We start from the raw sequence: 22,614 nt of genomic DNA on the forward strand, positions 1-22,614 counted from the left end.
GGCGCCCCTGGCCGGGGCGGTCCTGGTGCCGCCCCGCTGGGAAACGCCTCCCGACGTGCCGGCTGATACCGATTCGCCCGAACTCAACGGGTCCCTCCCGCGTATCTGGATCTGCACAGCATGCGTCGACACCGTGCGCGGATCCCCCAGTGTTGCATCACGCGCAACCCGAGCACATGGGCACGAGCGCGGTTGTGCAAGGCTGATCCCGGGGTATCGCATTCTCGACCGGCCCCGCACCGGTTCGGGCGGGTACCGCAAAAGAGGCCTCATGCGCCGGTGACATAGGCGACAGAGCCCCACGGCGGCCCAGCCGGAAAGTAACCTGTCGGCCGGGGCCGCACCCGGGAAACGGGCAGCGGACGAGACGAAGGAGCCGGGCAACAGTGGTCACCGCGCGGGCAGCCGCCACCTTCGAGCCGGTCGGCCGCTCGGTCGCCGCCGCCCGCGGCTTCGTCCGCGACACCCTGCAGGGGTGGGGTTTCGCGGAGCTGGTGGACGACGCGGTGGTGCTCGCCAGCGAACTGGTCACCAATGCCGTGGTGCACGCCGGGACGGCCGCCGAGGTGACCTGCCTGCGCGACGAGGACGCGGTGCGGATCGAGGTCGCCGACCGCTACCCGGAGCGGGAGCTCCCGCTCCAGGGGATCGGCCCGGCCGGGGACCCGGCACGCGGACGGCTGGGCGACCCGGAGCGCGAGGGCGGCCGGGGACTGCTGCTCTGCTCCGCGCTGGCACCGCGCTGGGGTGTGGAGTACAACGCCACCCACAAACTGGTCTGGTTCCGGCTGGCGCTGCCCACCCGGGGCGCGGGCACCCGCTTCGCCGCTCCCGCCGGGCCCGAGGGGACCCTGCCGAGTGCCGGCGACGGAGTGCTGGTGGCCGTGGTGCAGGTGGACGCCGAGGGCCGCATCCGCGCCTGGAACGCCGATGCCGAGGCGCTGTTCCTGCTGTCCGCGGAGCGTGTCACCGGAGAGCCGCTGGCGGAGTACGCGGCCTGGCCGCAGACCCCCGGCACCGGCCTCGGCCTTCAGGAGGCGCTGGCGCTCTCCCGCTGGGAGGGCAGCTACGGCATCCGCTGCGGCGACGGCCGGGTGACCGGGGTGTACGGCTCGCATCTGCGGATGCGGGACGCCCAGGGCGCCCCCTCCACCGTCTGCCTGCTGGTGAGCGACCAGGACCGGGCCGTGCTGCAGTCCCCGTTCAGGGTGCCCGCGGCCGAGGGCGCACCCGGCTCACGGACGGACGGCCGCGACCGCAGGCCCGCCGACGCCTTCGACGCACTGCTCGGCCGCCCCACCGCCGACGACCTGGACGGACTGCTCCAGCGCACCGTGGAGCGGGCCCGCGACATGCTCGACGGTGACGCCTCCTATCTGCTGCTGGCCACCGACGACGAGACCGAACTGGAGGTACGCGCCAGCGCGGGGCTGCCCTCGGGCCGCCAGCGCTTCGCCCGCGTCCCCGTGGAGGCCGGCACCGGCCGGTACGGCTCGGCCCGGATGCCCGCCGTGCACGACGACCTCACGGGGCAGCCCGGCGCCGTACCCCTGCTGTCGGGCACCGGGATGCGCTCGGTGGTCACCGTGCCGCTCAAGGTCGAGGGCCGGCTGACCGGTTCGCTGGGCGTGGCCGCCCAGGCGCCGGCCCGCTACAGCAACGACGACGCGCTGCGACTGCAGTTCGCCGCCGACCGGATCGCCCTGGCGGTGGAGAGCGCCCGGCTGACCGAGCTGGAGCGGCTGCGCAGAGGTTCGCTCTCCTTCCTGGTGGAGGCCTCCGACCTGCTGGCGGGCACCCTGGAGCGGGACCAGACCCTGGCGCTGATGGCGCAGATGACGGTGCCCACCCTGGCCGCCTGGTGCGCCGTCTACACCACCGCCGACCAGGCCGCGCCCAAGCTGGCCTTCGTCCTGCACGAGGACGAGGACCGGATCGACGGACTGCGGGCACTGCTGGAGCGGGTGCCCGCACCGGACCCGGACCCCAGCCCCGGCGCCCGCACCTGGAAGGCGCCCGCCGAGGCCGCGCACGCCTCCGCGCTGCGCGCCTCACTGCGCTCCCTGGGGCTCGGCGACGCCGCGCGCCCGTCCGCCGGCCCCGGCACCGCGCTGGCGACAGCCGCTGCGGTGGGCGGGGAGACCGTGGTGCTGCCGCTGGTGGCCCGCAACCGGGTCATCGGCCTGCTGGCGCTGGGCAAGTCGGCCGACGAGCGGTTCCGCCGGGAGATCCTGGAGCTGGCCGAGGACCTGTCGCGGCGGGCCGCGCTGGCCCTGGACAACGCCCGGCTGTACTCGGAGCGCACCGCGATCAGCCGCGCCCTGCAGCGTTCGCTGCTGCCGCCGGAGCTGCCCCCGGTGCCCGGGGTGGAGGTCGAGGTGATCTACCGGGCTGCGGGCGAGGGCAACGAGGTCGGCGGTGACTTCTACGACGTCTTCCCGATCCGGGAGGGCACCTACGGCTTCGCCATCGGGGACGTCTGCGGCACCGGCCCGGAGGCGGCCTCGGTGACCGGCCTGGCCCGGCACTCGCTGCGGCTGCTGGCCCGTGAGGGCCTGCCGGCCCCCGAAGTGCTCCAGCGGCTCAATGCCGCCATCCTGGACGAAGGGGCCCGCAGCCGCTTCCTCACCCTGCTCTACGGCGAGATGACGCCCCGTCAGGACGGTTCGGTGGAGCTGCGGCTGGTCTGCGCCGGACATCCGCTGCCGCTGCGGCTGCGACCGGACGGGCAGGTCGCCCCCGCGGCCGAACCGCAGCCGCTGCTCGGCGTGATGGAGGAGCTGGACCTCCGGGAGGAGACCGTCGTCCTGGATCCGGGCGATGTGCTGCTCTGCGTCACCGACGGCGTCACCGAGCGCCGCGAGGGCATCCGGATGCTGGGCGACGACGGCCTCGCCGAGGTGCTGGCCGGCTGCACCGGCCTGACCGCCGGAGCGGTCGCCGCCCGGGTGCAGCGCGCAGTGGAGCGCTTCGCCCCCGATCCGCCGTCCGACGACATGGCCATCCTGGCGCTGCGGATCCCCGCCCAGCGCCAGAGCTGAACCTGCGTCGACGCTCCGGCGTACGGCACGTCAACGCTGGTCAACCGCAATGGCTTTGATGCCGTAATGATGCATTCACAAGGGTACAAGCGCGGTTCCGCCGGGTACATCCACTGCGCCAGGGCCTGATCGCCCGGCACCGCGGACCGAGCCGCCCGCGCCGTACCCCGACGCAGTCCACGACCCGGCACCCGCCCACTCAACGCAACCACGCAACGAGTGAAAGGAGCCTCCGGTGAGCAATGACGCTGCCGGGGCAACCAACGCCCGACCCGCCGCCGTCGACGCGGGTCCCCTCGGATATCTCGCCCTCGGTCTCACCCTCCTCGCCTTCGGGCTGCTGCGCACCGGCGTCGTCTCCGGCGCCGGGACCAAGGACGCCGCCTCCCTCGCACTCCTGGTCGGAGGCGTCACCCTCTTCCTCGCCGGAATGTGGCAGCTCCGCCGGGGCGACGCCTTCACCGGCACCGCCTTCGCCGGCCTGGGCGCCTTCTGGGCCACCTGGTCGTCCGCGGTCGACAGTACGGCCAGCAAGAACGCCGCAGGCCTCTTCCTGCTGCTCTGGGCGCTGCTGGCACTGACCCTCACCGCAGCCGGCTGGCGCGCGGGCCGCCTCACCCAGGGGGTCTTCGGACTGCTCACGGTCGCCCTGGTCCTGCTGGCCGTCTCCACCTGGGCCGACTCCGACGGCCTCGGCAAGGTGGCGGGCTGGGTCGCGGCGGTCTCCGGACTGCTCTCCTGGTACGGCGCCACCGCCACCCTCACCAACAGCACCTGGGGCCGTCAGGCCCTGCCTCTCAAGTAAGGAGCCCGGCGCCCCTGGGGAGCGCCGGGACACGCCCCGGCCGATCCGCCGGAACGGCAGCGGGGCGCGGCAGACCGTGCGGGAGACCCTTCAGCGAGGGTCTCCCGCACGGCTCCCGCGCCCCGGGGCTCGTCCACCGGCGGGCAGCCCGGTCAGGAGACCGGCACCGGCTGCTCCGCGGGGACCGGCTCAGCGGCCGGCCGGCGCCGGGAGCGCAGCAGGGCGGTCCCCCGCTGGGCGCCGTAGGAGAGCAGCAGCAGCGCCACCGCGACGATCCCGTCGGCCCAGAAGTGGTTGGCCGTGACCACCACCACCGCCACGGTGACCAGCGCATGGAGCACCGCCAGCCAGCGCCAGCGGCTGGCGGAGACCCGCACCGCGGCCACCGCCACCAGGACGCACCACGCCACGTGCACCGAGGGCATGGCGGAGAGTTCGTCGGCGACCATGCCGCCGACCCCCGCGCCGTACACCGACTGGCCGTACTCCATGGCGACATCCACAAAGCCGCTGTCGGTGAGCATCCGGGGCGGCGCCACCGGGACGAACTGCACCAGCAGACAGGCGGCGGTGACCAGCACCACGGTGGTCCGCACCCAGGCGTACCGCTCCCGGTGCCGCAGGAAGACCCAGAGCAGCAGGGCGAGCATCACCCCGAAGTGCATCGTCGCGTAGTAGTAGTTGGCGGCCTTCACCAGCCAGGGGTGCGGCAGCACGGCCCGCTGCCAGGAGGCCTCGTCGGGCAGGCCCAGCTCACGCTCGGTGCGGTGGATCCACTGCGCCCGGTCCAGTGCGTGGCCTGATCCCATCAGGGAGAGGTGCCCAGCCAGCTGCCAGAGCGCGAACAGCGCCAGCAGCGTCCCCGCCTCGCGCAGCGCCGCGGACACCGAGGGCCGCACCGCCGTACGCCGCACCGCGTAGGAGGCGGCGAACAGCACCGCGGAGGTGCCACCCGCGCTCTGCCACGACAGGGTGAGGTTCTGCACCGGCCACGTCCCTTCCGGAGGGCGCCGCACCGGCCCCGCCCCGGTCGGGCGGGGAGCGCAACCGGCCGGGCTCCCGCGTTGAAGGAACGGTAGACCCCGCCCGCCGCACCTGCGCAGGGGGGCTCCCGGCAGGTCAGCCTCCGATCACCAGCCGCTGCACACCGTCCCAGCGCGCCGGGTCCGTCACCCGCCGGCCGTCCACCAGCACCCTCACCCCCGGCAGATCGGCCGCCGAGAGCACCCGGTAGTCGGCGTGGTCGGCCTGCACCACCGCCGCGTCCACCGGCTCGCCCCGGTGCGCCGGCAGGCCCAGTTCGGTCAGTTCCGCCGCGCTGTAGAGCGGGTCGCAGACATACGGCCGGGCGCCCTGTGCACGCAGTTCCTCCACCACCGGGAAAACCCCCGAGAACGCGGTCTCCTTCACCCCGCCCCGGTAGGCCGCGCCCAGGACCAGCACCCCGGCGCCGGTGAGCGGTCCGTACGCCGCCGCCAGCAGCGCCACCGCGTACCGCGGCATCCGCTCATTGGCCTCCCGGGCCGCCCGCACCACGGTGGCCGACGGGTCGTTCCACAGGTACATCCGCGGGTAGACCGGGATGCAGTGGCCGCCGACCGCGATGCCCGGCTGGTGGATGTGGCTGTACGGGTGGGTGTTGCAGGCCTCGATCACCCGGAGCACATCCACCCCCACGGTGTCCGCGTACCGGGCGAACTGGTTGGCCAGGCCGATGTTGACGTCCCGGTAGGTGGTCTCGGCGAGCTTGGCCAGCTCCGCGGCCTCCGCCGAGCCCAGGTCCCACACGCCGTTGGGCCGCGGCAGGTCGTCGCGGGGGTCGAAGTCCAGCACCGCGCGGTAGAACTCCGTGCCGCGCCGGGCCGAGACCTCGTCGATGCCGCCGACGAGCTTGGGATAGCGCCGCAGGTCGGCGAAGACCCGCCCGGTCAGCACCCGTTCGGGGCTGAACACCACGGCGAAGTCCCGCCCGGCGGTCAGCCCCGAACCCTGCTCCAGCATCGGCACCCAGCGGCCCCGGGTGGTGCCCACCGGCAGGGTGGTCTCATAGCTGACCAGGGCTCCCGGCCGCAGCCCCGCCGCCACCGCCCGGGTCGCCGAGTCCATCCAGCCGAAGTCCGGCTCCCCCGCCGCATCCACGAAGAGCGGTACGACCACCACCACGGCCTCCGCGTCGGACACCGCCGCGGTGGTGTCGGTGGTCGCCCGCAGCCGTCCGGCGGTCACCGCCTCCTTGAGCCGGACCTCCAGATCGGCCTCCCCGGGGAAGGGCACCGCCCCCTCCCCGACCAGCCGCACCACCCGTTCATCGACGTCGGCGCCCACCACCTGGTGTCCCTTGGCGGCGAACTGCACCGCCAGCGGCAGTCCGATCTTGCCCAGCGCCACCACACAGATCCGCACGGCTGCTGCCCTCCCGATGCACACGGGCACCCGGCGGCCCGCTTTCTCCTGGATTGTCGCCTCGGTTCCCGCTCCCGGCCTCCCGGGCGCGGCGTACGGGGGAAGGCCGCGGACCCCGGCGTGCCCGTGCGGACCCGGGGTGCGGTCCATGCCTAGGGTCGGATGCGACCGGGCCGCCCGGGGAGCCGGCGCGACCGGCCCGCCGTCCACCCCCGAGGAGCAACCGCCATGAAGGTCGTCAGCATCGTCGGCGCCCGCCCCCAGCTGGTGAAGCTCGCCCCCGTCGCCGAGGCGCTCGACCGGTCCGGGCACCGCCATGTGATCGTCCACACGGGCCAGCACTACGACGCCGGCCTCTCCGATGTCTTCTTCAGCGGCCTGGGCATCCCCGCACCCGATGTGCACCTCGGTGTCGGCTCGGGCAGCCACGGGGTGCAGACCGGCGGAGTGCTGGCCGCGCTGGACCCGGTGCTGGCGGCAGAGCGCCCCGACTGGGTGCTGGTGTACGGCGACACCAACTCCACGCTCGCCGGGGCGGTCGCCGCGGTCAAGCTGCACCTGCCGGTCGCCCATCTGGAGGCCGGGCTGCGGTCCTTCAACCGACGGATGCCGGAGGAGCACAACCGGGTGCTCACCGACCACGCGGCCGATCTGCTGCTGGCCCCGACCGAGGAGGCGGTGCGCCATCTGACCGCGGAGGGGCTGGCCGAGCGGGCCGAGCTGGTGGGCGATGTGATGGTGGACGTCTGCCTGCGGGTACGGGACGCCGTGCGGAGTGAGGGCCGGGCCCCCGTACTGCCGGACGGGGTCGACCCGGCCCGGCCGTATCTGCTGGCGACCGTGCACCGGGCGGAGAACACCGACGACCCCAAGCGGCTGGCGGCGATCGCGGATGCCCTCGCCGGGCTGCCGCTGCCGGTGGTGCTGCCGGCCCATCCCCGGCTGCTGGCCCGGGCCGAGGAGCACGGTGTGCAGCTGGCCCGGGGAGCCGTCCGGGTGGCCTCTCCGCTGCCGTACGCAGAGCTGGTCACGGCGGTGCTGGGCGCCGCCGGGGTGGTCACCGACTCGGGCGGCCTGCAGAAGGAGGCCTATCTGCTGGGCCGCCCCTGCACCACGCTGCGTCCGGAGACCGAGTGGCCGGAGACACTGGCCGAGGGCTGGAACGTCCTGGTCCCGGATCCGCAGCTGCTGGCGCCCGCCGCCTGGGCGGCCGTCGCCGTCCGCCCCGCCCCCGAGGGGCCGCGCGCCGCCCCGTACGGGGACGGGCGCGCGGCCGGTCGGGTGGCCCGGGTGCTGGCCGAGCGGGCCTGATCCGGGTCAGGCCCGCTGCGGCTCGTCGAGGAGCCGGGGCCGCACCCGCACCGTGGTCCGCCGCTGCGCCGATTCCAGGACCGCCGCCGACACCTCCACCGTGCGCAGCCCCTGACGGAGCGTCACGATGTCGCCGGGTTTGCCCTCGACCGCGTCCCGGAACCGCTCATGTTCCACCAGCAGCGGCTCCCGCTTGGGGATGGCGTAGCGGACCATGTCGCCCTCGGCGACACCGCGGAAGGCGCGCAGGGCCTCCCACTCGGTGGTCACCGCGCCATTGGCGTAGAAGGTGAGGTCGGCGGTGAGGGTGTCGGCGACAAAGCAGCCCCGGGCGCCGGTGACCGCGGCGAAACGCTCCTTGAGCGGACTCAGCCAGTTGACCAGATGGCTGACGACGGTGCCGTCGGAGAGTTCGCCCACCACCGCCACCATGTCCTCGTGCGGCCGGCCGCTCTTGCTGACCGTACGGGCGGACACCGAGCCGTACTCCTGGCCGGTGACCCAGGCGGTGAGATCGATGTCATGGGTGGCCAGGTCCTTGACCACCCCCACATCGGCGATGCGGTGCGGAAAGGGGCCCTGGCGGCGTGTCACCACCTGGAAGACCTCACCCAGCTCGCCCGTCTCCAGACGGGCCCGAAGCGACTGCAGCGCCGGGTTGAACCGCTCGATGTGCCCGACGCCCGCGACCAGCCCGCGTGCCTCGAAGGCGTCCACCAGCCGCTCCGCGGCGGCCACCGAGTGGGCCAGCGGCTTCTCGATCAGCGCGCAGACCCCGTTGGCGGCCAGTTCCAGGCCGACCGCCTCGTGCTGCGCGGTGGGGCAGGCCACCACCGCGTAGTCGACGCCGAGTGCGACCAGTTCGGCGACGCTGCGCAGCACCGGCACGCCTCGGGCGGCCCCGCTGCGGTCGCCGGCCGGGTCGACGGCGGCGACCAGCTGCACCCCGTCGAGCCCGCTGAGCACCCGGGCGTGGTTGCGGCCCATGGCACCCAGCCCCACCAGACCGGCTCGCAGCGTTCGACGCCCGGCGGTCCCGGCCGGGACGGGGCCGGTCACCGCAGGCCCGCTCTCGGAGCAGCCCCGGAACCTCTGGGCGCCCCGGGGATCGGATATCGGTCTCGCCCGCGCATCGTGGCCTCCTCCATCGGTCGGCGGTGCTCGTCTGGTCTGTGGTGCTGGTCCGGTCTGCGGCGCTCGTCCGGTCTGTGGTGCTGGTCCGGTCTGCGGCGCTGGTCCGGTCTGCGGCGCTGGTCCGGTCTGCGGGCGTGCGGGCGGGCGCCCGCACGCCCTCCTCGGGGGCTCATGCCGCCTCCGCGGGATCGGGCAGCGGATGCAGGCTGGCGGCGGCGAGCAGTGCGGCCACCGTCCCGGCCAGCCGGTCGTAGGGGGTGGTGGTCTGCCGGTGGTCCTCCGACCAGCGCACCGCCCCGGCCCGGCAGCGCTCGTACGCCGCCCGGTGCTCCCCCGCCCAGCCGGACAGGATGCGTGCGGCCTGGTCGGAGCCGTCGGCCACGGTGCCTGCACCGCAGGCCCGCACCAGCTCTGCCGCCCGCGGCAGCGGGCTGGTGAGCACCGGCAGTCCGCAGGCCAGGTACTCGTAGACCTTGGACGGTATCGAGCCGACGAAGGCCGGGGTGGTCTCCAGCAGGGCCATGCCCACCCAGGCACCGGCCGCCAGCTGCCAGGCCGCCCGTGGCGGCATCCGGCCGTGCAGCCGGACCCGGTTCGCGGCGGAGCTGCCGCGCTGCCACTCCCGCAGCCGTTCCCGGTCCTCCGCCGCGACCGGGCCCACCAGGTCCAGCTGCCAGTGGGGGGCCGCCTCCACGGCGGCGAGCATCGTCCACAGACCGCGGCTGCCGCGGATGTCGCCGACATACAGGGCGCGGGGCACCGGGCCGGGCGGCTGCAGGGCGGGCAGCAGCCGGAAGTCGGGCAGGTTGCGGACGACCATGCGGTGGGCCGCGGTACGCGGCGGCACATGCTCGTCCGCGACGACGGTCAGGTCCGCGCGCCTGCTGAGCCGGGTCGCGGTGTGCGTCCAGATGCGGGCCGCGGCGCCCGCGGGGCCGCGGGCCCAGCTGCGGTCGCGCAGCAGCGCCTGGTAGTCCTCGTGGACATCGACCACCAGCAGCCGGCGGCCGCCCGGAAGGGCGCGGCGCAGCCGGGCGGCGGGTACCAGGTCGGGATCGAGGGTGAGCAGCACCCTGCCGCGGGCCCGGGCGGGCAGCAGCAGTGCGTGCAGGCCGCGGCGGGTCAGGCCGCCGGCCTCCAGCGGCCGGAACTCCACTCCGGGGGGCGCGTCGGCCGCGGTGCCGCGGGCCAGCACCTCCACGGTGAGTCCGGCCCGGCGCAGGGCGGCGCAGTGCCGGTGCAGCCGGGCGTCGGCCACATGGTGGCCGCTGGTGATCAGGGAGACATCGACGGGGGCGGGGAGGACGGCGGGCCGTCCGCCGGGGACCGGGGGCTCTGCGGTAGGGCTCATGGATGTCGCACCGCCAGGACTCGCTACTGGGCTGACTCATGTGGGACCGGCTGCTGCCGGGCCGCATCGCCGCGGGGGCGGGCTCGGGGTGGTCGCGGGTCAGACGTCCTCCAGGACCACGGCGTCCTCGCCGACCTCCTGGAAGCGGATGTAGGCGGCGGTGACCTCCTCGGGGTCGCCGCGCATCATCACCCGTCCCTGGTGCAGCCAGACGCAGTCGTCGCACAGCTCCCTGATGGTGGCGACGGCATGGCTGACCAGGAAGATCGTGCGAGCCTGGGAGACCAGCTCCTGGATCTTGTCGTAGGACTTGCGCTTGAACTTGGCGTCGCCGGCCGACAGTGCCTCGTCGATCAGCAGCACATCCGGCTCCATATGGGTGGAGACCGCGAACGCCAGCCGGCCGTACATTCCGGACGAGTAGGTCTTCATCGGCATGTCGATGAAGTCGCCGAGGTCCGCCCAGTCGGCGATCTGCTGGTACCGCTCGGCGATCTGACGGCGGCTCAGCCCGGCGGCGAGTCCGCCGAGGACGACGTTCTCCCGTCCGCTGAGATTGCCGTTGAAGCCGACGCCGAGGGCGAGCAGGGTGCTGATCCGGCCGTGGACCTCGATCTCCCCGGAGCTCGGCGGCAGGATGCCGGCGACCGCCCGCATCAGGGTGGACTTGCCCGCCCCGTTGGCCCCGACCACGCCCAGGACGCTGCCATGGGCCACCTCGATGCTGACCCCGCGCAGCGCCTTGACCTCGCGTACCAGGTCGCGGCGGGCGGAGGGCCTGGTCAGCCGGTAGCGCAGGGTGTTGGCCCTGGGGTCGCGCGGTACCCGGTAGGTGATGTGGACGTCGCGGACCTGTACCGCCCAGGACTCCCCCGGACCGGAGGGAGGCGAGGCGGCCGGTCCTCGGCCGGCGGCGACCGTCTCAGAGGCGGACAGCGAACTCACGCTCCCTCCACAGGAAGACCAGGGTGCCGACGAGGAAGGCACCGGCGGCCCAGCAGCCGCCCGTCACCAGCCACCCCGGGTGGGCGAAGCGCCCTCGTACCAGTGCGTCGCCCCAGGTGCCGAGCATCGGGGAGAGCGGGTTGAGCGAGATCAGCAGCGCCTTGCTGCCACCCCTGGCCTGCTGGTCCTCCAGCGCCCAGAGCACCGGCGAGAGAAAAAGCCAGATCCTGATCACATAGGGCAGGAAGTTGGCGAAGTCCCGAAAGTAGACCTGCACCGTGGCGGTCAGAAACCCCAGCCCCGCCCCGAACAGCGCCAGACACACGAACGCCGGCAGCGCCCCCAGCATCGGCCAGCCCCAGGGCAGGTGCTCGACCTCGTGCACCACCAGGAAGACCACCATCGAGGGGAGGAACCGCATGAAGGCGATGACGATCTGGGTGATCGGCAGCAGCAGCCGGGGAAAGGAACTGTTCATGATCAGCCGGCTGCTGCCGATCACCGAGCCGGCGCACTGGCCCAGGCACGACGAGAAGAAGTTGAAGGCGAACAGCCCCGCCAGCAACTTGGCGAAGTAGTCGGGCTGGCGGGCGCCGGTGCCCAGGATGTCCACCAGCACGTAGTAGACACACCCCAGCAGCAGCGGGTTGAGCACCAGCCACAGCTGCCCGAAGAAACTGGTGTAGTTCTGCGCCCGCAGCGTGCTGCGGGCCATCTCGTGCACAAACTGCCGGCGCTGCCACAGCTGGCGCAGATAGGCCGGGACATGCGGCAGCCCCGCCCGCCGGGCCTGGAAGAGATGGTGTTCCAGCGGATGGTCGGGCACCACCCGCGCGGCCGCCGTCTGCCGGTCCGCCGTGGTGTCACTCATCCCGGCGCCCTCCCCGGCCGGAGGGCGCCGACACGGGCGGCCCCTCGTACAGCGTCCGGTCCAGCCCGAGGGAGACCGCCAGCCGCGGATGGCGGCGGCCCAGGTGCCAGGCCGTGGGCACGGCATGGGTGTCGTACACCACCACCCGCTCGGTGGTCTCCGACACCAGCAGCTCCCCCGGGTGGCGGCGGGCCACCCGCCACATCAGCCAGGGGCGCACCACCCGGTAGCCGCGGATGAAGAACCGGTGGTGGAAGCCGTCGGCCAGCCGGGTGTGGAGCCGTGTCACCGACCCGACCGCGAGTTCCAGGGCACGTCCCCCGTCGGGCCGGTGGTAGTGCGGCTCGGCCGCGGCGCGCAGCAGCCCCAGGGCCTTGCGCGGCGCCCGGTACACCAGCAGCCGCTCACCGCGTGGCAGCGGATGCCGGCCCTCTCCCTCGCGCAGCGACCACCGGCGCACCTCCGCGGACAGCCCCGCGGCCTCCCAGGGCAGCGGATTGACGGTGAGCAGATCCACCGCGACGCCCCTGGCCAGCAGGAACTCCGCGTCCTCGCACACCCCGGCCACCCCGCGGGTGTTGAGGGCCAGCAACAGCACCCGGCGACGCTCGTCGGCCACCGGCCGCCTGCCCGTGCTCATCGGACCGCCTCCCGCACTCCGGCACCCGCAGCGGGCCCCGCCGGGTGACCGGTCGACCGGTCCATGTCCGCACAGGCACCGCGCTCCACGCACCACCGCATCGGCAGCTGCGGCTCGGACCTGGCCAGATGCCAGGCGAAGGCCGCAGCGGGGGCGTCGCAGACCACCAGCCGGCCGATCGCCGGCCGGGGGTCGCCTCCCAGCAGTCCGCGCAGTCCGCGGCGGGCCAGCCGCCACAGTCGCCAGGCACCGAGCGGGCCTTCGCCCGAGGGCAGCCGCAGCACCCACACCCGGGGGTCGGCCGCTGCCGCCTCCGCGACCTCCCGGCGTGCGGCGGCGACGATCACCGGTACGCCCCGCTCGGCCAGCCAGGTGGCGTCCGCCACCACGGCCCGCAGCCGGGTTCCGCCGAGGGCCAGCAGCAGGACCGCACCTTCCCCGGCCGACCCGGCCGGGGACCGCGCCGCGGACGGTGCTACCGGGGCCGGGGCCGCGGCGGTGTCCGGAGCGGCGCCGTGCGGCTGGGCCGGGCCGCCGGGGGCGGTGGACGCGATCGATGCGGCGGGGGCCGGGGACGCGGCGGGGGCAGGTCCGGACGAGGTGGGCCCGTACACCTCCGCGAGCTCGGCGCCGACCTGGGCCAGGCCGAAGCGCCGCTCCACCGCGGCGCGGGCCCGCACCGGGTCCAGCCGGTCCACCCCGGCGACCAGCTGCCGGTAGCCCTCCAGCAGCTGCCCGGGTCCGTCGGCGACGTCCACCAGACGGCCCGCCACCCCCTCCAGCCCGGCCATCGTCTGCTCCGGTCCGCCGCACCGGGTGACCAGCACCGGCATACCGGTGGCGAGAGCCTCCACCACCGTCATACCGAAGGTCTCAAAGGTGCTCGGGTGCACCAGCAGATCGTGCTGGTGCATGATCGGGAAGACCTCGGCGGGGTCCACCGGCTCGCGCACCACGACCTGGTGCCCCACCCCCAGCTCGGCCGCGCGCCGGCGGACCGCGTCCGCCTCGCCCGGTCCCACCAGGGTGAGTTCCAGCGCCGGGTTGTCGGCCACCGCCGCGGCGAAGGCGGTGAGCAGCAGCGGCACCCCCTTGGCCGGCGCCAGATTGCCGACGAACAGCCAGCGGCGCAGCTCCCGTACCCGCGACGGCCGCCGCGGGATCGACTCCACATCCACCGCGTTGGGCACGATCCTGAACTTCTCCGCATGGTCGGGGAAGGACTGGGCCAGCCGCTCCCGCAGCCATGGGCTGACGCACAGAAAGGCATCCGCCCGCTCCACGACCTCCCGGTAGAGCTCCCTGGAGGCCGGCTGGCGCAGCACGGCCGGGAGGAAGGAGGCATGCTCGGTCACCACCACCCGCGCCCCGGGCCGGGCCAGCCGGCACGCCGCCCATCCGCCGTAGATGCCGGTGTGCCCATGGACGACATCGGCCTCGATCCGGCCCCCGGGGAGCACCGCCCGCAGCGCGCTCTCATGGGCCCGCGCCCACTCCGCGTACTGCGCGGGCGGCCGCACCGGGACCGGCACCCTGGTCAGCCGCCAGCCCTCGGCGGTGGTCTCGGGCACCACCGGGACCCTGCCCTCGCCGAGCGGCCCGGCCATCCGCTCATGGGCGGTGCGTACCAGGTCGTGCCGGAACTCCCCGCCCGCCGACGGCCAGTCCTCCCCGTTGAGGACCTCCACCTCGGCGAAGCGCGCCGCCACCGCGGCGGTGGCGGTCCGCACAAACGATCCTGCGTGCGGGCGCTGCGGACACGGGTACCAGGGCGTCACCACGGCCAGCCGCGCCGCCGGCCGCCGCCGGTGCTGTCTGCGGTCCCTGCGGTCAGCGGCCACCTGCGATCCTCCTCAATCGCTCCTCGAACGGGGCCAGCGTCGCCTCGCGGGTGAACCGCTCGGCATGCTTCGCAGCCCGCTCCACCTGGTCCGGCTGCAGCTCCAGCGCCGCGCGCCCGGCCGCGACAAATGCCCCCGCCACCGCCTCCGCATCCAGCCGGCCGCCGGAGAACCAGAGCGGATGGCCGCGCAGCACATCCACGGCCGCATGGTCCGGCCGGTGCACCGAGACGATCGGCTTCCCGGTCGCCATGTACTCGAAGACCTTGCCGGAGGTGACATAGCGCGCCCCTCCGGCCAGGAACACCACCGCGTCCATCTCCGCGTACGCGGCTCCGACGTCCGCCTTGGCCACCGGGCCCCGGTAGTGCACACCGAGCCGCTCGCCCTGTTCCGGCATCCGCTCCAGCAGCGGACGCGCACTGTGCGCGAAGAATCCCAGATGACCGTGGAGATGCAGTTCCGCGTCGGCCAGCGCCGGGTCCCTGCGGGCCAGCCGCCACCCGTCGAACAGCACCTCGAGCGGCAACTGGTCGGTGAGGGTCCCGATGTAGCCGAACCGCAGGGGCCGCCCCGCCGTGCGCTCCGTCCACTGCGGCCGCCCCAGGATCTCCGGCTCCCAGCCGTTGTAGACCACCCGGGAGCGCCCCGCGGCGAAGGGATAGCGCTCCGCGTACCACCGCCGGATGGGCTCGTTGACGTGCACCACCTCGGCCGCGCCCCGCAGCACCCGCCGCTCCCACGCCCAGGCGCCGCTGCCCGGGTCGAAGCCCGGCTCCCCGGTGAGCGGGTTGAACGCCCACGGGTCGCGGTAGTCCAGCACATAGGGGACGCGCAGGGCGCGGCCCAGCGCCCAGGCCCCGGCGAAGGAGGCGAACGGGTTGCCGGTCGCCAGCACCAGGTCGAACGGCCTGGCCAGATGCAGCCGCACCGCCCGGGCCAGCAGATGCGGCAGCCAGGTGGCGTAGTGCTCGGGGAAGACGCGGCGCTGCGCCCACCCGTGTGCGGCGCTCACCAGGGTGGGGAAGTGCGCCCGCAACAGGCCGAACCGGCGGACGTCGCGCTCCCAGCGGAAGTAGCCCATCCGGGGCCGCTCGACCGCGACCGCCGGATGGATCCGGGCCTCCAGCGAGGGGTCGTGGGAGCGGAGGTAGTCGGAGAAGAACTCGCGCGGCGCCGTCGCCACCGTCACGTCCCACTCCCGCTCCGCCAGCAGATTGGCGGTGGCGAGCGCCCGGTAGACGCCGCTGGCCCGGGTGGGTGGGAAGAAGAACGCCAGGTACAGCACACGGGGCCGGCTCCGGGCGGTACGGCCCATCGGGCCGCGTCGGTCCGCCGTGCGAACGACGGCCGGGTCGGGCAGCTGCTTCCGGAGGGTGCCAGAGGGTGCCGAGGTCACATCAGCACCGTAGGCAGACGTCCCGCCGGGGCGCCTGTCGAGCGCCGCCATCCGGGCACCCTCGGCGCCGCACCGACCGCCACGGCCGGGGCCGCACCGCTGCCGGTGTGCGACGCCTCCGGGGGAGCGATCGGCCGAGCCCCTTGTCCGGGGCAGCAGCGGCCGTACGACCGGCTGCTGCCCGGGAGGGCCGACGAGGCCGTGGACGGCGGCTAGTTGAGCAGTCCGCCCAGGGAGTTCGCGGCGGCGATGATGCGCTCCAGCTCGGCGGGGGTGAGCGTCGGGTAGACCGGCAGCGACAGCACCTCGGCGGAGGCCCGCTCGGTCTCCGGCAGATCCCAGCGCTTCAGCTGCTCGCCCTCTTCGCCCCGGTAGGACTTCAGCCGGTGGATCGGCGTGGGGTAGTAGACGGCACTGCCCACACCGCGGTTGGACAGCGCCTTCTGCACGCAGTCGCGGTCGGGCCGGCCGTTGCCCGGCACCCGCACCGTGTACTGGTGGTAGACATGGTGGGCCCCGTCGGCCACCACCGGGGTGTGCAGCCCGGTCAGCCGGGAGTCCAGCAGCTTGGCGTTGGCCCGGCGCTGCTCGGTCCACACGGCGAGGCGGCCCAGCTGCACCCGTCCCACCGCCGCGGCCACATCGGTGAGCCGCATATTGGCGCCCACCACCTCATTGACGTAGCGCTGCTCCATGCCCTGGTTGCGCAGCAGCCGCAGCTTGCGGGCCAGTTCGGCGTCCCCGGTGGTGATCATGCCTCCCTCCAGGGAGTGCATGTTCTTCGTCGGATAGAAGCTGAAGCAGCCCGCGGCACCGAAGGTGCCCACCGGCCGGCCGCCGAGCGTGGCGGCATGCGCCTGGCAGGCGTCCTCGACGACGGCCAGCCCGTGCCGTTCGGCGAGCGGCATCAGCCGGTCCATGGCCGCCGGATGCCCGTAGAGGTGCACGGGCAGCAGCGCGGCGGTGCGGGGGCCGATGGCCGCGGCGACGGCGTCCGGGTCCAGGCAGAAGCTGCCGGGCTCGATGTCGGCGAAGACCGGTTCGGCGCCCACCAGCCGTACGGCGTTGGCCGTCGCAGCGAAGGAGAAGGACGGCACCACGACCTCGTCACCCGGGCCGATGTCCAGCGCCATCAGCGTCAGCTGCAGCGCGGAGGTGCCCGAGTTGACGGCCACGCAGTGGCTGCCGTCCACCAGGGCCGAGAACTCCGCCTCGAACGCCGCGACCTCCGGCCCCTGCACCACAGCGCCGCTGCGCAGCACCCGTACCGCGGCCTCGATCTCGTCGTCACCGATCACGGGACGCGCTGCGGGGATCAGCTCTTCGTTCCGCCCGCGCATGCGGCCACCTCCATCGTCGCTGCGTGGTTGCGCCGCCTTGGTGCACCGGGACGGCGGGTCGAGGGCGTCCGGTGACGCCTGCGCGCCGCGACCAGGCTTCCGGACGCCGTTGAACAGGAGACACTCTCCAGGTGAACGCTGAGCAGCGGGCAGCTTGGCCCTGCGGCGGTCACCCCTGCACGGTAGGCACATCCCGCCCTGGTCCGCGCGCGGTGCAGGGCCGTACGGGGCCCGCCGCCCCGTCCCCGCGGACCGGCCGCAACCGCAGCGCACCGGCGGACGCCGGGACGGCCCGCGGCCGACGCCCGGTCAGCCCCGCGTACAGGGTGTCGAGCACCTCGGCCTGGCCGGTCCAGGTGAGCCCGGGCAGCGCCCGCTCGGCGGCCCCGCCCGGTTCGTAGCAACGGCGGTGACGCGCGGGGTCGGCAAGCAGCGCACGGGCGGCGGCCCGGAAGGAGGCGGTGTCACCGGCGACGAAGACCTCCCCCGCACCGAGCGACCGGGTGGTGCGGGCCATCTCGGCGACATCGCTGCACAGCACCGGCAGCCGGGCGTGCAGATACTCCAGGTACTTGGTGATCAGCGACAGCTCATGGTTGGGGCGGTGCAGGATCGGCACCAGACCGGCGGTGGCCGAGGCGATGTAGGGGACCACCCGATCGGGTGCGACATAGCCCGCGAGATGCAGCCGCTCGGCGACGCCGAGCCGGCCGGCCAGCTCACGGAGCACCTCCGCATCGGGGTCGCCGCTCCGGGCCACCAGCACCAGATGGACCCCGGGCAGTCCGGGCAGCGCCCGCACCGCGGTGGCCACCCCGCGCCGGGGCGCCAGTCCTCCGCTGTAGAGCAGCAGCGGGGCGTCCGGCGGCAGGCCCACCACCTGGCGTACGTCGGGAGCGTCGTCGTCCGCCGCCCGTGCCGCACCGCGGGCGCGCACCACCGGTGCATTGAGGACCACCCGGGGACGCCGGGCCAGACCGTGGTCCGCCTGCAGGCGCTCGGCGATCGCCGCCGAGACGGTGACCACCGCGTCGGCGCGCCGGATGTACTCCCGCTCCACCCCGAGCAGCATCCGGCGGCGCAGTCGGCCCCTGAGGTCCCAGCGGCCGGGCACCTCGATACCTGCCAGGTACTCATGGGCGTCGTACAGCCAGCGCACCGGGCGCCCGGGGGTGCCCAGTCTGGCGGCGGCGCGTGCGCCGATGCCCACCGTGTGGAAGTCATGGGCGTGGATCAGCTCGGGGCGCAGTTCGGCCAGCACGGGTGCGAAGGACAGTTCCAGATCGCGGAACCAGGGGTTGAGGGACCGCCAGCCGCCGTTCCGGTCCACCGTGCCGCGCAGTCCGTCGGCGGCCATCCGCAGCGGGCCGGCGACCCGTCCCGCGCCCAGTGGCAGCAGCAGACGGTCCAGCAGCGGGCGGGCGGCCAGCAGAGCACGCATCCTCGCCGCCAGGTCCAGCCGCCGACTACGGGGGGCGTCCAGTGCGTCCCAGCGCGCGACAGCGGCTCGCGCACCCGCGTACGCGGGACGACGCGCCCGCGCCAACCGCATCGGAGCGCCCCGGCCGCGCTCATAACCGGATACCGCCGCACCGACCGGCACCAGCAGCACGGTGGCCCCTCCCAGCCGGTACTCCAGCGGCTCCGCGCCGGGCGCCCGGCCCAGCAACGTCACATCCCAGCCCGCCGCAGCCATTGACCAGGCAACCTTCTGCACCCGGGAGTCACCCTCCACCCCGTTGGCGACCAGCATCACCACCCGGCCGGGCATCGGGCCGTCACTCATGCCGGCTCCCCCGCCCTACGGCGCTCGGCCGGGGCCTGCCGCGCAGGCCACCGCCGAAGCGCCGCTCCGCCAGCGCCCCGTACAGCGACACCAGGCGCCGGGCGTCCTGCTCCCAGACCAGCTCGGGCCGCGCTGCGGCCACCGAGCGCAGCAGTCCGGGGTAGCGCGCCCGGGCCCGGCCGAGCGCCGCCGCGAACGACGCCGGGTCGCCGGGCCGGTAGAGCTCGCCCAGGCCGTACCGCTGCACCGTGCGCCGCAGCTCGGGCAGGTCCGCGGCGATCACGGGCACTCCGGCCCGGACGGCGTGGAAGAGCTTGTTGGGCAGGGCAAGCCGATGGTTGTCGCAGCTGTCGGCCAGGGTCACCACCGCCAGGCCGTGCCGGCGCAGCAGGGCGTCCACGGCATCCACCGGACGTGGCGCAAGCAGCTCCGCCGCCCCGCCGGGTCGTCCGGTGAGCCGGGCGGCATAGGCCTCGTCGGCCGGGCCCACCAGCACCACCTCCGCCTGGCCGCCGGCGCCGGCCAGCACGGTCTCCAGATCCCGGCCCGCGCCGATCCGCCCCGCGTACACCACTCCGCCCGGAAGGGCAGGCAGCGGCACCGCCCCCTGCCCGGGCGGTTCGTCGGGTTCGGCGGGGAAGGTGTTGCGCACCACCGTCACCGGGGCGGCCGACCACCGTTCGAGCCGGTCCGCGATCCCCTGCGCGACGGTGACCACCGCATCGGCCCGCCCGGTCAGCACCGCCTCCATACGGCGTTCCCGCAACCGCTCCCATGGCACCGGACGGCCGTGCCGCTGACGGCCCGACCACCACTCATGGGCGTCGTAGACCAGCAGCGCCCCCTGCTCCCCGGCCAGCCGCGCGGCCGTCGGCAGCGTGTTGAAGTCATGCGCATGGACGACGTCGAAGGACCCGCCCCGTAGCTCGGACCCCGCCGCCACCGCCCACGCCGACCACACCCGGCGGCGGTGCCGGGGCAGCAGCCACCAGCGCGCCGCCCGCCAGAACCAGCCGGACCGCCGCACGGACGGAGGGCGGGACGACCGCAGACCCCGTCCCCCCGACGAGGAACCCACAGTGAACGCGGCCCCGGCCGGCGCCCAGCCCTCCGGTACATCCCGCCCCTGCACATGCACCGCATGCCCGGCCGCAGCGAGCGCACCGGCCTCACGCACCACCCTGCTGTCATGGGCCACATCCGAGGTGACCAGCATCAGCACCCTCACCGTGCCGCCTCCCCGCCGGTCCCGGACGGGCCGGCCAGCACATCCGCCAGATCAAAACCCACCGGCTCCTCCAACTGGGCATAGGTGCAGCCGGCCGGCTCACGGTCCGGCCGCCAGCGGCGGAACTGCGCCGTATGGCGGAACCGGTCGCCCTGCATATGGTCGTAGGCCACCTCGCACACCCGCTCCGGCCTCAGCGGCACCCAGGAGAGATCCTTCTTGCCCGTCCAGCGACTGGGTGCGCCCGGCATCCGGTCGGCCGCCGCTGCCGCCTCATCGGCCCAGGCCGCCCAGGGGTGGCCCGCCACCGACGCCATCCCCAGCGGCTCCAGCTCCGCCACCAGCTCCTGCCTGCGGCGCATCGGGAAGGAGGCGCAGACTCCGACGTGCTGCAGCCGTCCCGAGCTGTCGTACAACCCCAGCAGCAGTGAGCCGACAACGGGACCGCTCTTGTGGAAGCGGAAGCCGGCCAGCACACAGTCCGCCGTACGCTCGTGCTTCACCTTCACCATCACCCGCTCGTCCGGTCGGTAGCCCAGGGCCAGCGGCTTGGCGACCACCCCGTCCAGCCCCGCGCCCTCGTACTGCTCGAACCAGCGCCGGGCGACGTCGAGGTCCGTGGTGGCGGGTGCCACATGCACCGGTCCGGGCGGGGTGGGGCCCAGCGCCTCCAGCAGCAGACGCCGTCGCTCCACCAGCGGGGTGTCCAGCAGGGACTCCTCGCCCAGGGCCAGCAGGTCGAAGGCGACCAGCCGTGCCGGGGTGCGCTCCGCCAGCAGCCGCACCCGGGAGTCGGCGGGATGGATCCGCTCCAGCAGGGCGTCGAAGTCCAGTCGGCCCTCACGGGCGATGACGATCTCCCCGTCGACGACACAGCGCGGCGGCAGCGCCTCCCGCACCGCCTGGACCACCTCAGGGAAGTAGCGGGTCAGCGGCTTGCCCGTCCGGCTGCCGATCTCGACCTCGTCGCCGTCCCGGAAGACGATCGCCCGGAAGCCGTCCCACTTGCCCTCGTACTGCATACCGGGTGGAATCCGTGCGGCCGACTTGGCGAGCATCGGCTTCACGGGCGGCATCACCGGAAGGTCCATGGGGCGATTCTTGCGCCGGGCACTCCGGCGCGCTCGTCGGCGCGCGCCGGACGGCGGGCCGTCCTACCGTGGCTGGATGGCAGAAGCGCTGCAGCTGACTGTGGGTGAGCGGACCGTCCGGCTGTCCAACCCCAACAAGGTCTACTTCCCGGAACGGGGTTGGACCAAGTTGGACGTCGCGCAGTACTACCTGGCCGTGGGTGACGGCATCCTGCGCGCCCTGCGGGACCGGCCCACCACCTTGGAGCGCTACCCCGACGGCGTGACCGGGGAGTCCTTCTTCCAGAAGCGCGCCCCCGCCAACCTCCCCGACTGGATCCCGACCGGACGCATCCGGTTCCCCAGCGGCCGCCATGCCGACGAGATCTGCCCCACCGAGCCGGCCGCCGTCATCTGGGCGGCCAATCTCGGCTGCATCACCTTCCATCCGTGGCCCGTACGCCGCCGCGACCTGGAGCACCCCGACGAGCTGCGCATCGACCTCGATCCGCAGCCCGGCACGGACTACACGGACGCGGTCCGCACGGCACAGGAGCTCCATGGGCTGCTGGACGAGTTGCAGCTGCGCGGCTGGCCCAAGACCTCGGGAGGCCGGGGACTCCATGTCTTCGTCCCCATCGATCCGGAGTGGACCTTCGTCCAGGTCAGACGTGCTGCCATCGCCATCGCTCGGGAACTGGAGCGGCGGATGCCCGAGCAGGTCACCTCCGCCTGGTGGAAGGAGGAACGCGGCACCAAGATCTTTGTGGACTACAACCAGACTGCGCGTGACCGCACGATCGCGTGCGCCTACTCACTCCGCCCCACACCGCACGGATCCGTCTCCGCCCCGCTGCGCTGGGAGGAGTTGCAGGATGCACGACCGCAGGACTTCGACCTGATGACCATGCAGCAGCGCTTCGCCGAGCTCGGGGACCTGCACGCCGACATGGACCAGTACCCCTGCCGGCTCGACCATGCCCTGGAGCTTGCGGCCCGCGACGAACACGAACACGGTCTGGGCGACCTGCCCTATCCGCCGGACCATCCCAAGATGGAAGGCGAGCCGCTGCGCGTCCAGCCGAGCCGCGCGAAGCGGAAGCCCACCACGCCCTGACCCAGGGCTGTCCTGCTCTGGACGACTGACGGACGGCCTGCGGGCACGACAGCATGCCGGCTGCGGACATGCGGGTGTGCGGGAATGCGAAAAGGGGCTCCGCAGCCTTTCGGCTGCGGAGCCCCTCTCCTCAATGATTGTTCGGCGGCGTCCTACTCTCCCACAGGGTCCCCCCTGCAGTACCATCGGCGCTGTAAGGCTTAGCTTCCGGGTTCGGAATGTAACCGGGCGTTTCCCTCACGCTATGACCACCGAAACACTATGAAACTCTCAACCCAACCCCCGAAGGGGCAGAGTCGGTCGTTGTTTCAGAACAACACAGTGGACGCGTA

General features: G+C 73.9%; 17 protein-coding genes and 1 rRNA gene. 4 read left to right on the forward strand and 14 right to left on the reverse strand.

The window, feature by feature from the left end; translation table 11 throughout:
• Positions 1-386: 386 nt before the first annotated feature.
• Together AB0761_RS12885 and AB0761_RS12890 are read left to right on the forward strand one after the other, a co-directional pair.
• On the forward strand, positions 387-3,041 hold the full coding sequence (locus AB0761_RS12885) for a SpoIIE family protein phosphatase (RefSeq protein WP_377269118.1): 2,655 nt from the start codon (positions 387-389) through the stop codon (positions 3,039-3,041).
• A gap of 235 nt (positions 3,042-3,276) precedes the next feature.
• Positions 3,277-3,846, forward strand: a complete 570-nt coding sequence (locus AB0761_RS12890) for an acetate uptake transporter (protein ID WP_377269119.1) — start codon at positions 3,277-3,279, stop codon at positions 3,844-3,846.
• A 152-nt stretch (positions 3,847-3,998) separates the two neighbouring features.
• Here AB0761_RS12890 and AB0761_RS12895 read toward each other — a convergent pair whose 3' ends face one another.
• The gene (locus AB0761_RS12895; protein ID WP_377269120.1) at positions 3,999-4,832 is read right to left on the reverse strand and encodes a phosphatase PAP2 family protein; all 834 of its coding nucleotides are present in this window, start codon (positions 4,830-4,832) and stop codon (positions 3,999-4,001) included.
• Positions 4,833-4,965: 133 nt separating this feature from the next.
• A complete protein-coding gene (locus AB0761_RS12900) occupies positions 4,966-6,249 on the reverse strand; it encodes a nucleotide sugar dehydrogenase (protein WP_377269121.1) in 1,284 nt (427 codons plus the stop codon).
• A gap of 228 nt (positions 6,250-6,477) precedes the next feature.
• Between AB0761_RS12900 and wecB the strand changes: the two genes are divergently transcribed.
• Positions 6,478-7,560 (forward strand): non-hydrolyzing UDP-N-acetylglucosamine 2-epimerase, encoded by a 1,083-nt coding sequence (gene wecB, locus AB0761_RS12905; protein WP_377269122.1) that lies wholly within the window; start codon positions 6,478-6,480, stop codon positions 7,558-7,560.
• 6 nt (positions 7,561-7,566) lie between these two features.
• Here the strand turns inward: wecB and AB0761_RS12910 are convergent, their stop codons facing one another.
• From AB0761_RS12910 to AB0761_RS12960, 11 genes are all read right to left on the reverse strand, one after another.
• Positions 7,567-8,547 carry a Gfo/Idh/MocA family oxidoreductase gene (locus AB0761_RS12910; protein ID WP_377274064.1) on the reverse strand — a complete coding sequence of 327 codons (981 nt, stop codon included), beginning with the start codon at positions 8,545-8,547 and terminating at the stop codon, positions 7,567-7,569.
• A gap of 316 nt (positions 8,548-8,863) precedes the next feature.
• Positions 8,864-10,045 (reverse strand): glycosyltransferase, encoded by a 1,182-nt coding sequence (locus AB0761_RS12915; protein ID WP_377269123.1) that lies wholly within the window; start codon positions 10,043-10,045, stop codon positions 8,864-8,866.
• A gap of 99 nt (positions 10,046-10,144) precedes the next feature.
• Positions 10,145-10,990: an ABC transporter ATP-binding protein gene (locus AB0761_RS12920; RefSeq protein ID WP_377269124.1), complete on the reverse strand. Its 846-nt coding sequence runs from the start codon at positions 10,988-10,990 to the stop codon at positions 10,145-10,147.
• Positions 10,968-11,861 (reverse strand): ABC transporter permease, encoded by an 894-nt coding sequence (locus AB0761_RS12925; RefSeq protein WP_377269125.1) that lies wholly within the window; start codon positions 11,859-11,861, stop codon positions 10,968-10,970. The genes AB0761_RS12920 and AB0761_RS12925 overlap by 23 nt, the downstream gene beginning before the upstream one ends.
• A complete protein-coding gene (locus AB0761_RS12930; RefSeq protein ID WP_377269126.1) occupies positions 11,854-12,501 on the reverse strand; it encodes a hypothetical protein in 648 nt (215 codons plus the stop codon). The genes AB0761_RS12925 and AB0761_RS12930 overlap by 8 nt, the downstream gene beginning before the upstream one ends.
• Positions 12,498-14,231, reverse strand: a complete 1,734-nt coding sequence (locus AB0761_RS12935) for a glycosyltransferase (protein ID WP_377269128.1) — start codon at positions 14,229-14,231, stop codon at positions 12,498-12,500. Before AB0761_RS12935 ends, AB0761_RS12930 begins: the two co-directional genes overlap by 4 nt.
• Before the next feature lie 100 nt (positions 14,232-14,331).
• Positions 14,332-15,630: a glycosyltransferase gene (locus AB0761_RS12940; protein ID WP_377269129.1), complete on the reverse strand. Its 1,299-nt coding sequence runs from the start codon at positions 15,628-15,630 to the stop codon at positions 14,332-14,334.
• 323 nt (positions 15,631-15,953) lie between these two features.
• Positions 15,954-17,081 (reverse strand): DegT/DnrJ/EryC1/StrS family aminotransferase, encoded by a 1,128-nt coding sequence (locus AB0761_RS12945; RefSeq protein WP_377269131.1) that lies wholly within the window; start codon positions 17,079-17,081, stop codon positions 15,954-15,956.
• A gap of 169 nt (positions 17,082-17,250) precedes the next feature.
• A complete protein-coding gene (locus AB0761_RS12950; RefSeq protein WP_377269133.1) occupies positions 17,251-18,867 on the reverse strand; it encodes a glycosyltransferase family 4 protein in 1,617 nt (538 codons plus the stop codon).
• Positions 18,860-20,095, reverse strand: a complete 1,236-nt coding sequence (locus AB0761_RS12955) for a glycosyltransferase (RefSeq protein ID WP_377269135.1) — start codon at positions 20,093-20,095, stop codon at positions 18,860-18,862. The genes AB0761_RS12950 and AB0761_RS12955 overlap by 8 nt, the downstream gene beginning before the upstream one ends.
• Entirely contained in the window at positions 20,092-21,186 is a 1,095-nt protein-coding gene (locus tag AB0761_RS12960; protein ID WP_377269136.1) for an ATP-dependent DNA ligase, read from the reverse strand. The genes AB0761_RS12955 and AB0761_RS12960 overlap by 4 nt, the downstream gene beginning before the upstream one ends.
• A 76-nt stretch (positions 21,187-21,262) precedes the next feature.
• Between AB0761_RS12960 and ligD the strand changes: the two genes are divergently transcribed.
• Positions 21,263-22,282: a non-homologous end-joining DNA ligase gene (gene ligD / locus AB0761_RS12965; RefSeq protein ID WP_377269137.1), complete on the forward strand. Its 1,020-nt coding sequence runs from the start codon at positions 21,263-21,265 to the stop codon at positions 22,280-22,282.
• A 139-nt stretch (positions 22,283-22,421) separates the two neighbouring features.
• Here ligD and rrf read toward each other — a convergent pair.
• Positions 22,422-22,538 (reverse strand): 5S ribosomal RNA (rrf, locus tag AB0761_RS12970).
• Positions 22,539-22,614: the final 76 nt, after the last annotated feature.

This window comes from Peterkaempfera podocarpi, assembly GCF_042466665.1.
Lineage (GTDB): Bacteria > Actinomycetota > Actinomycetes > Streptomycetales > Streptomycetaceae > Peterkaempfera > Peterkaempfera podocarpi.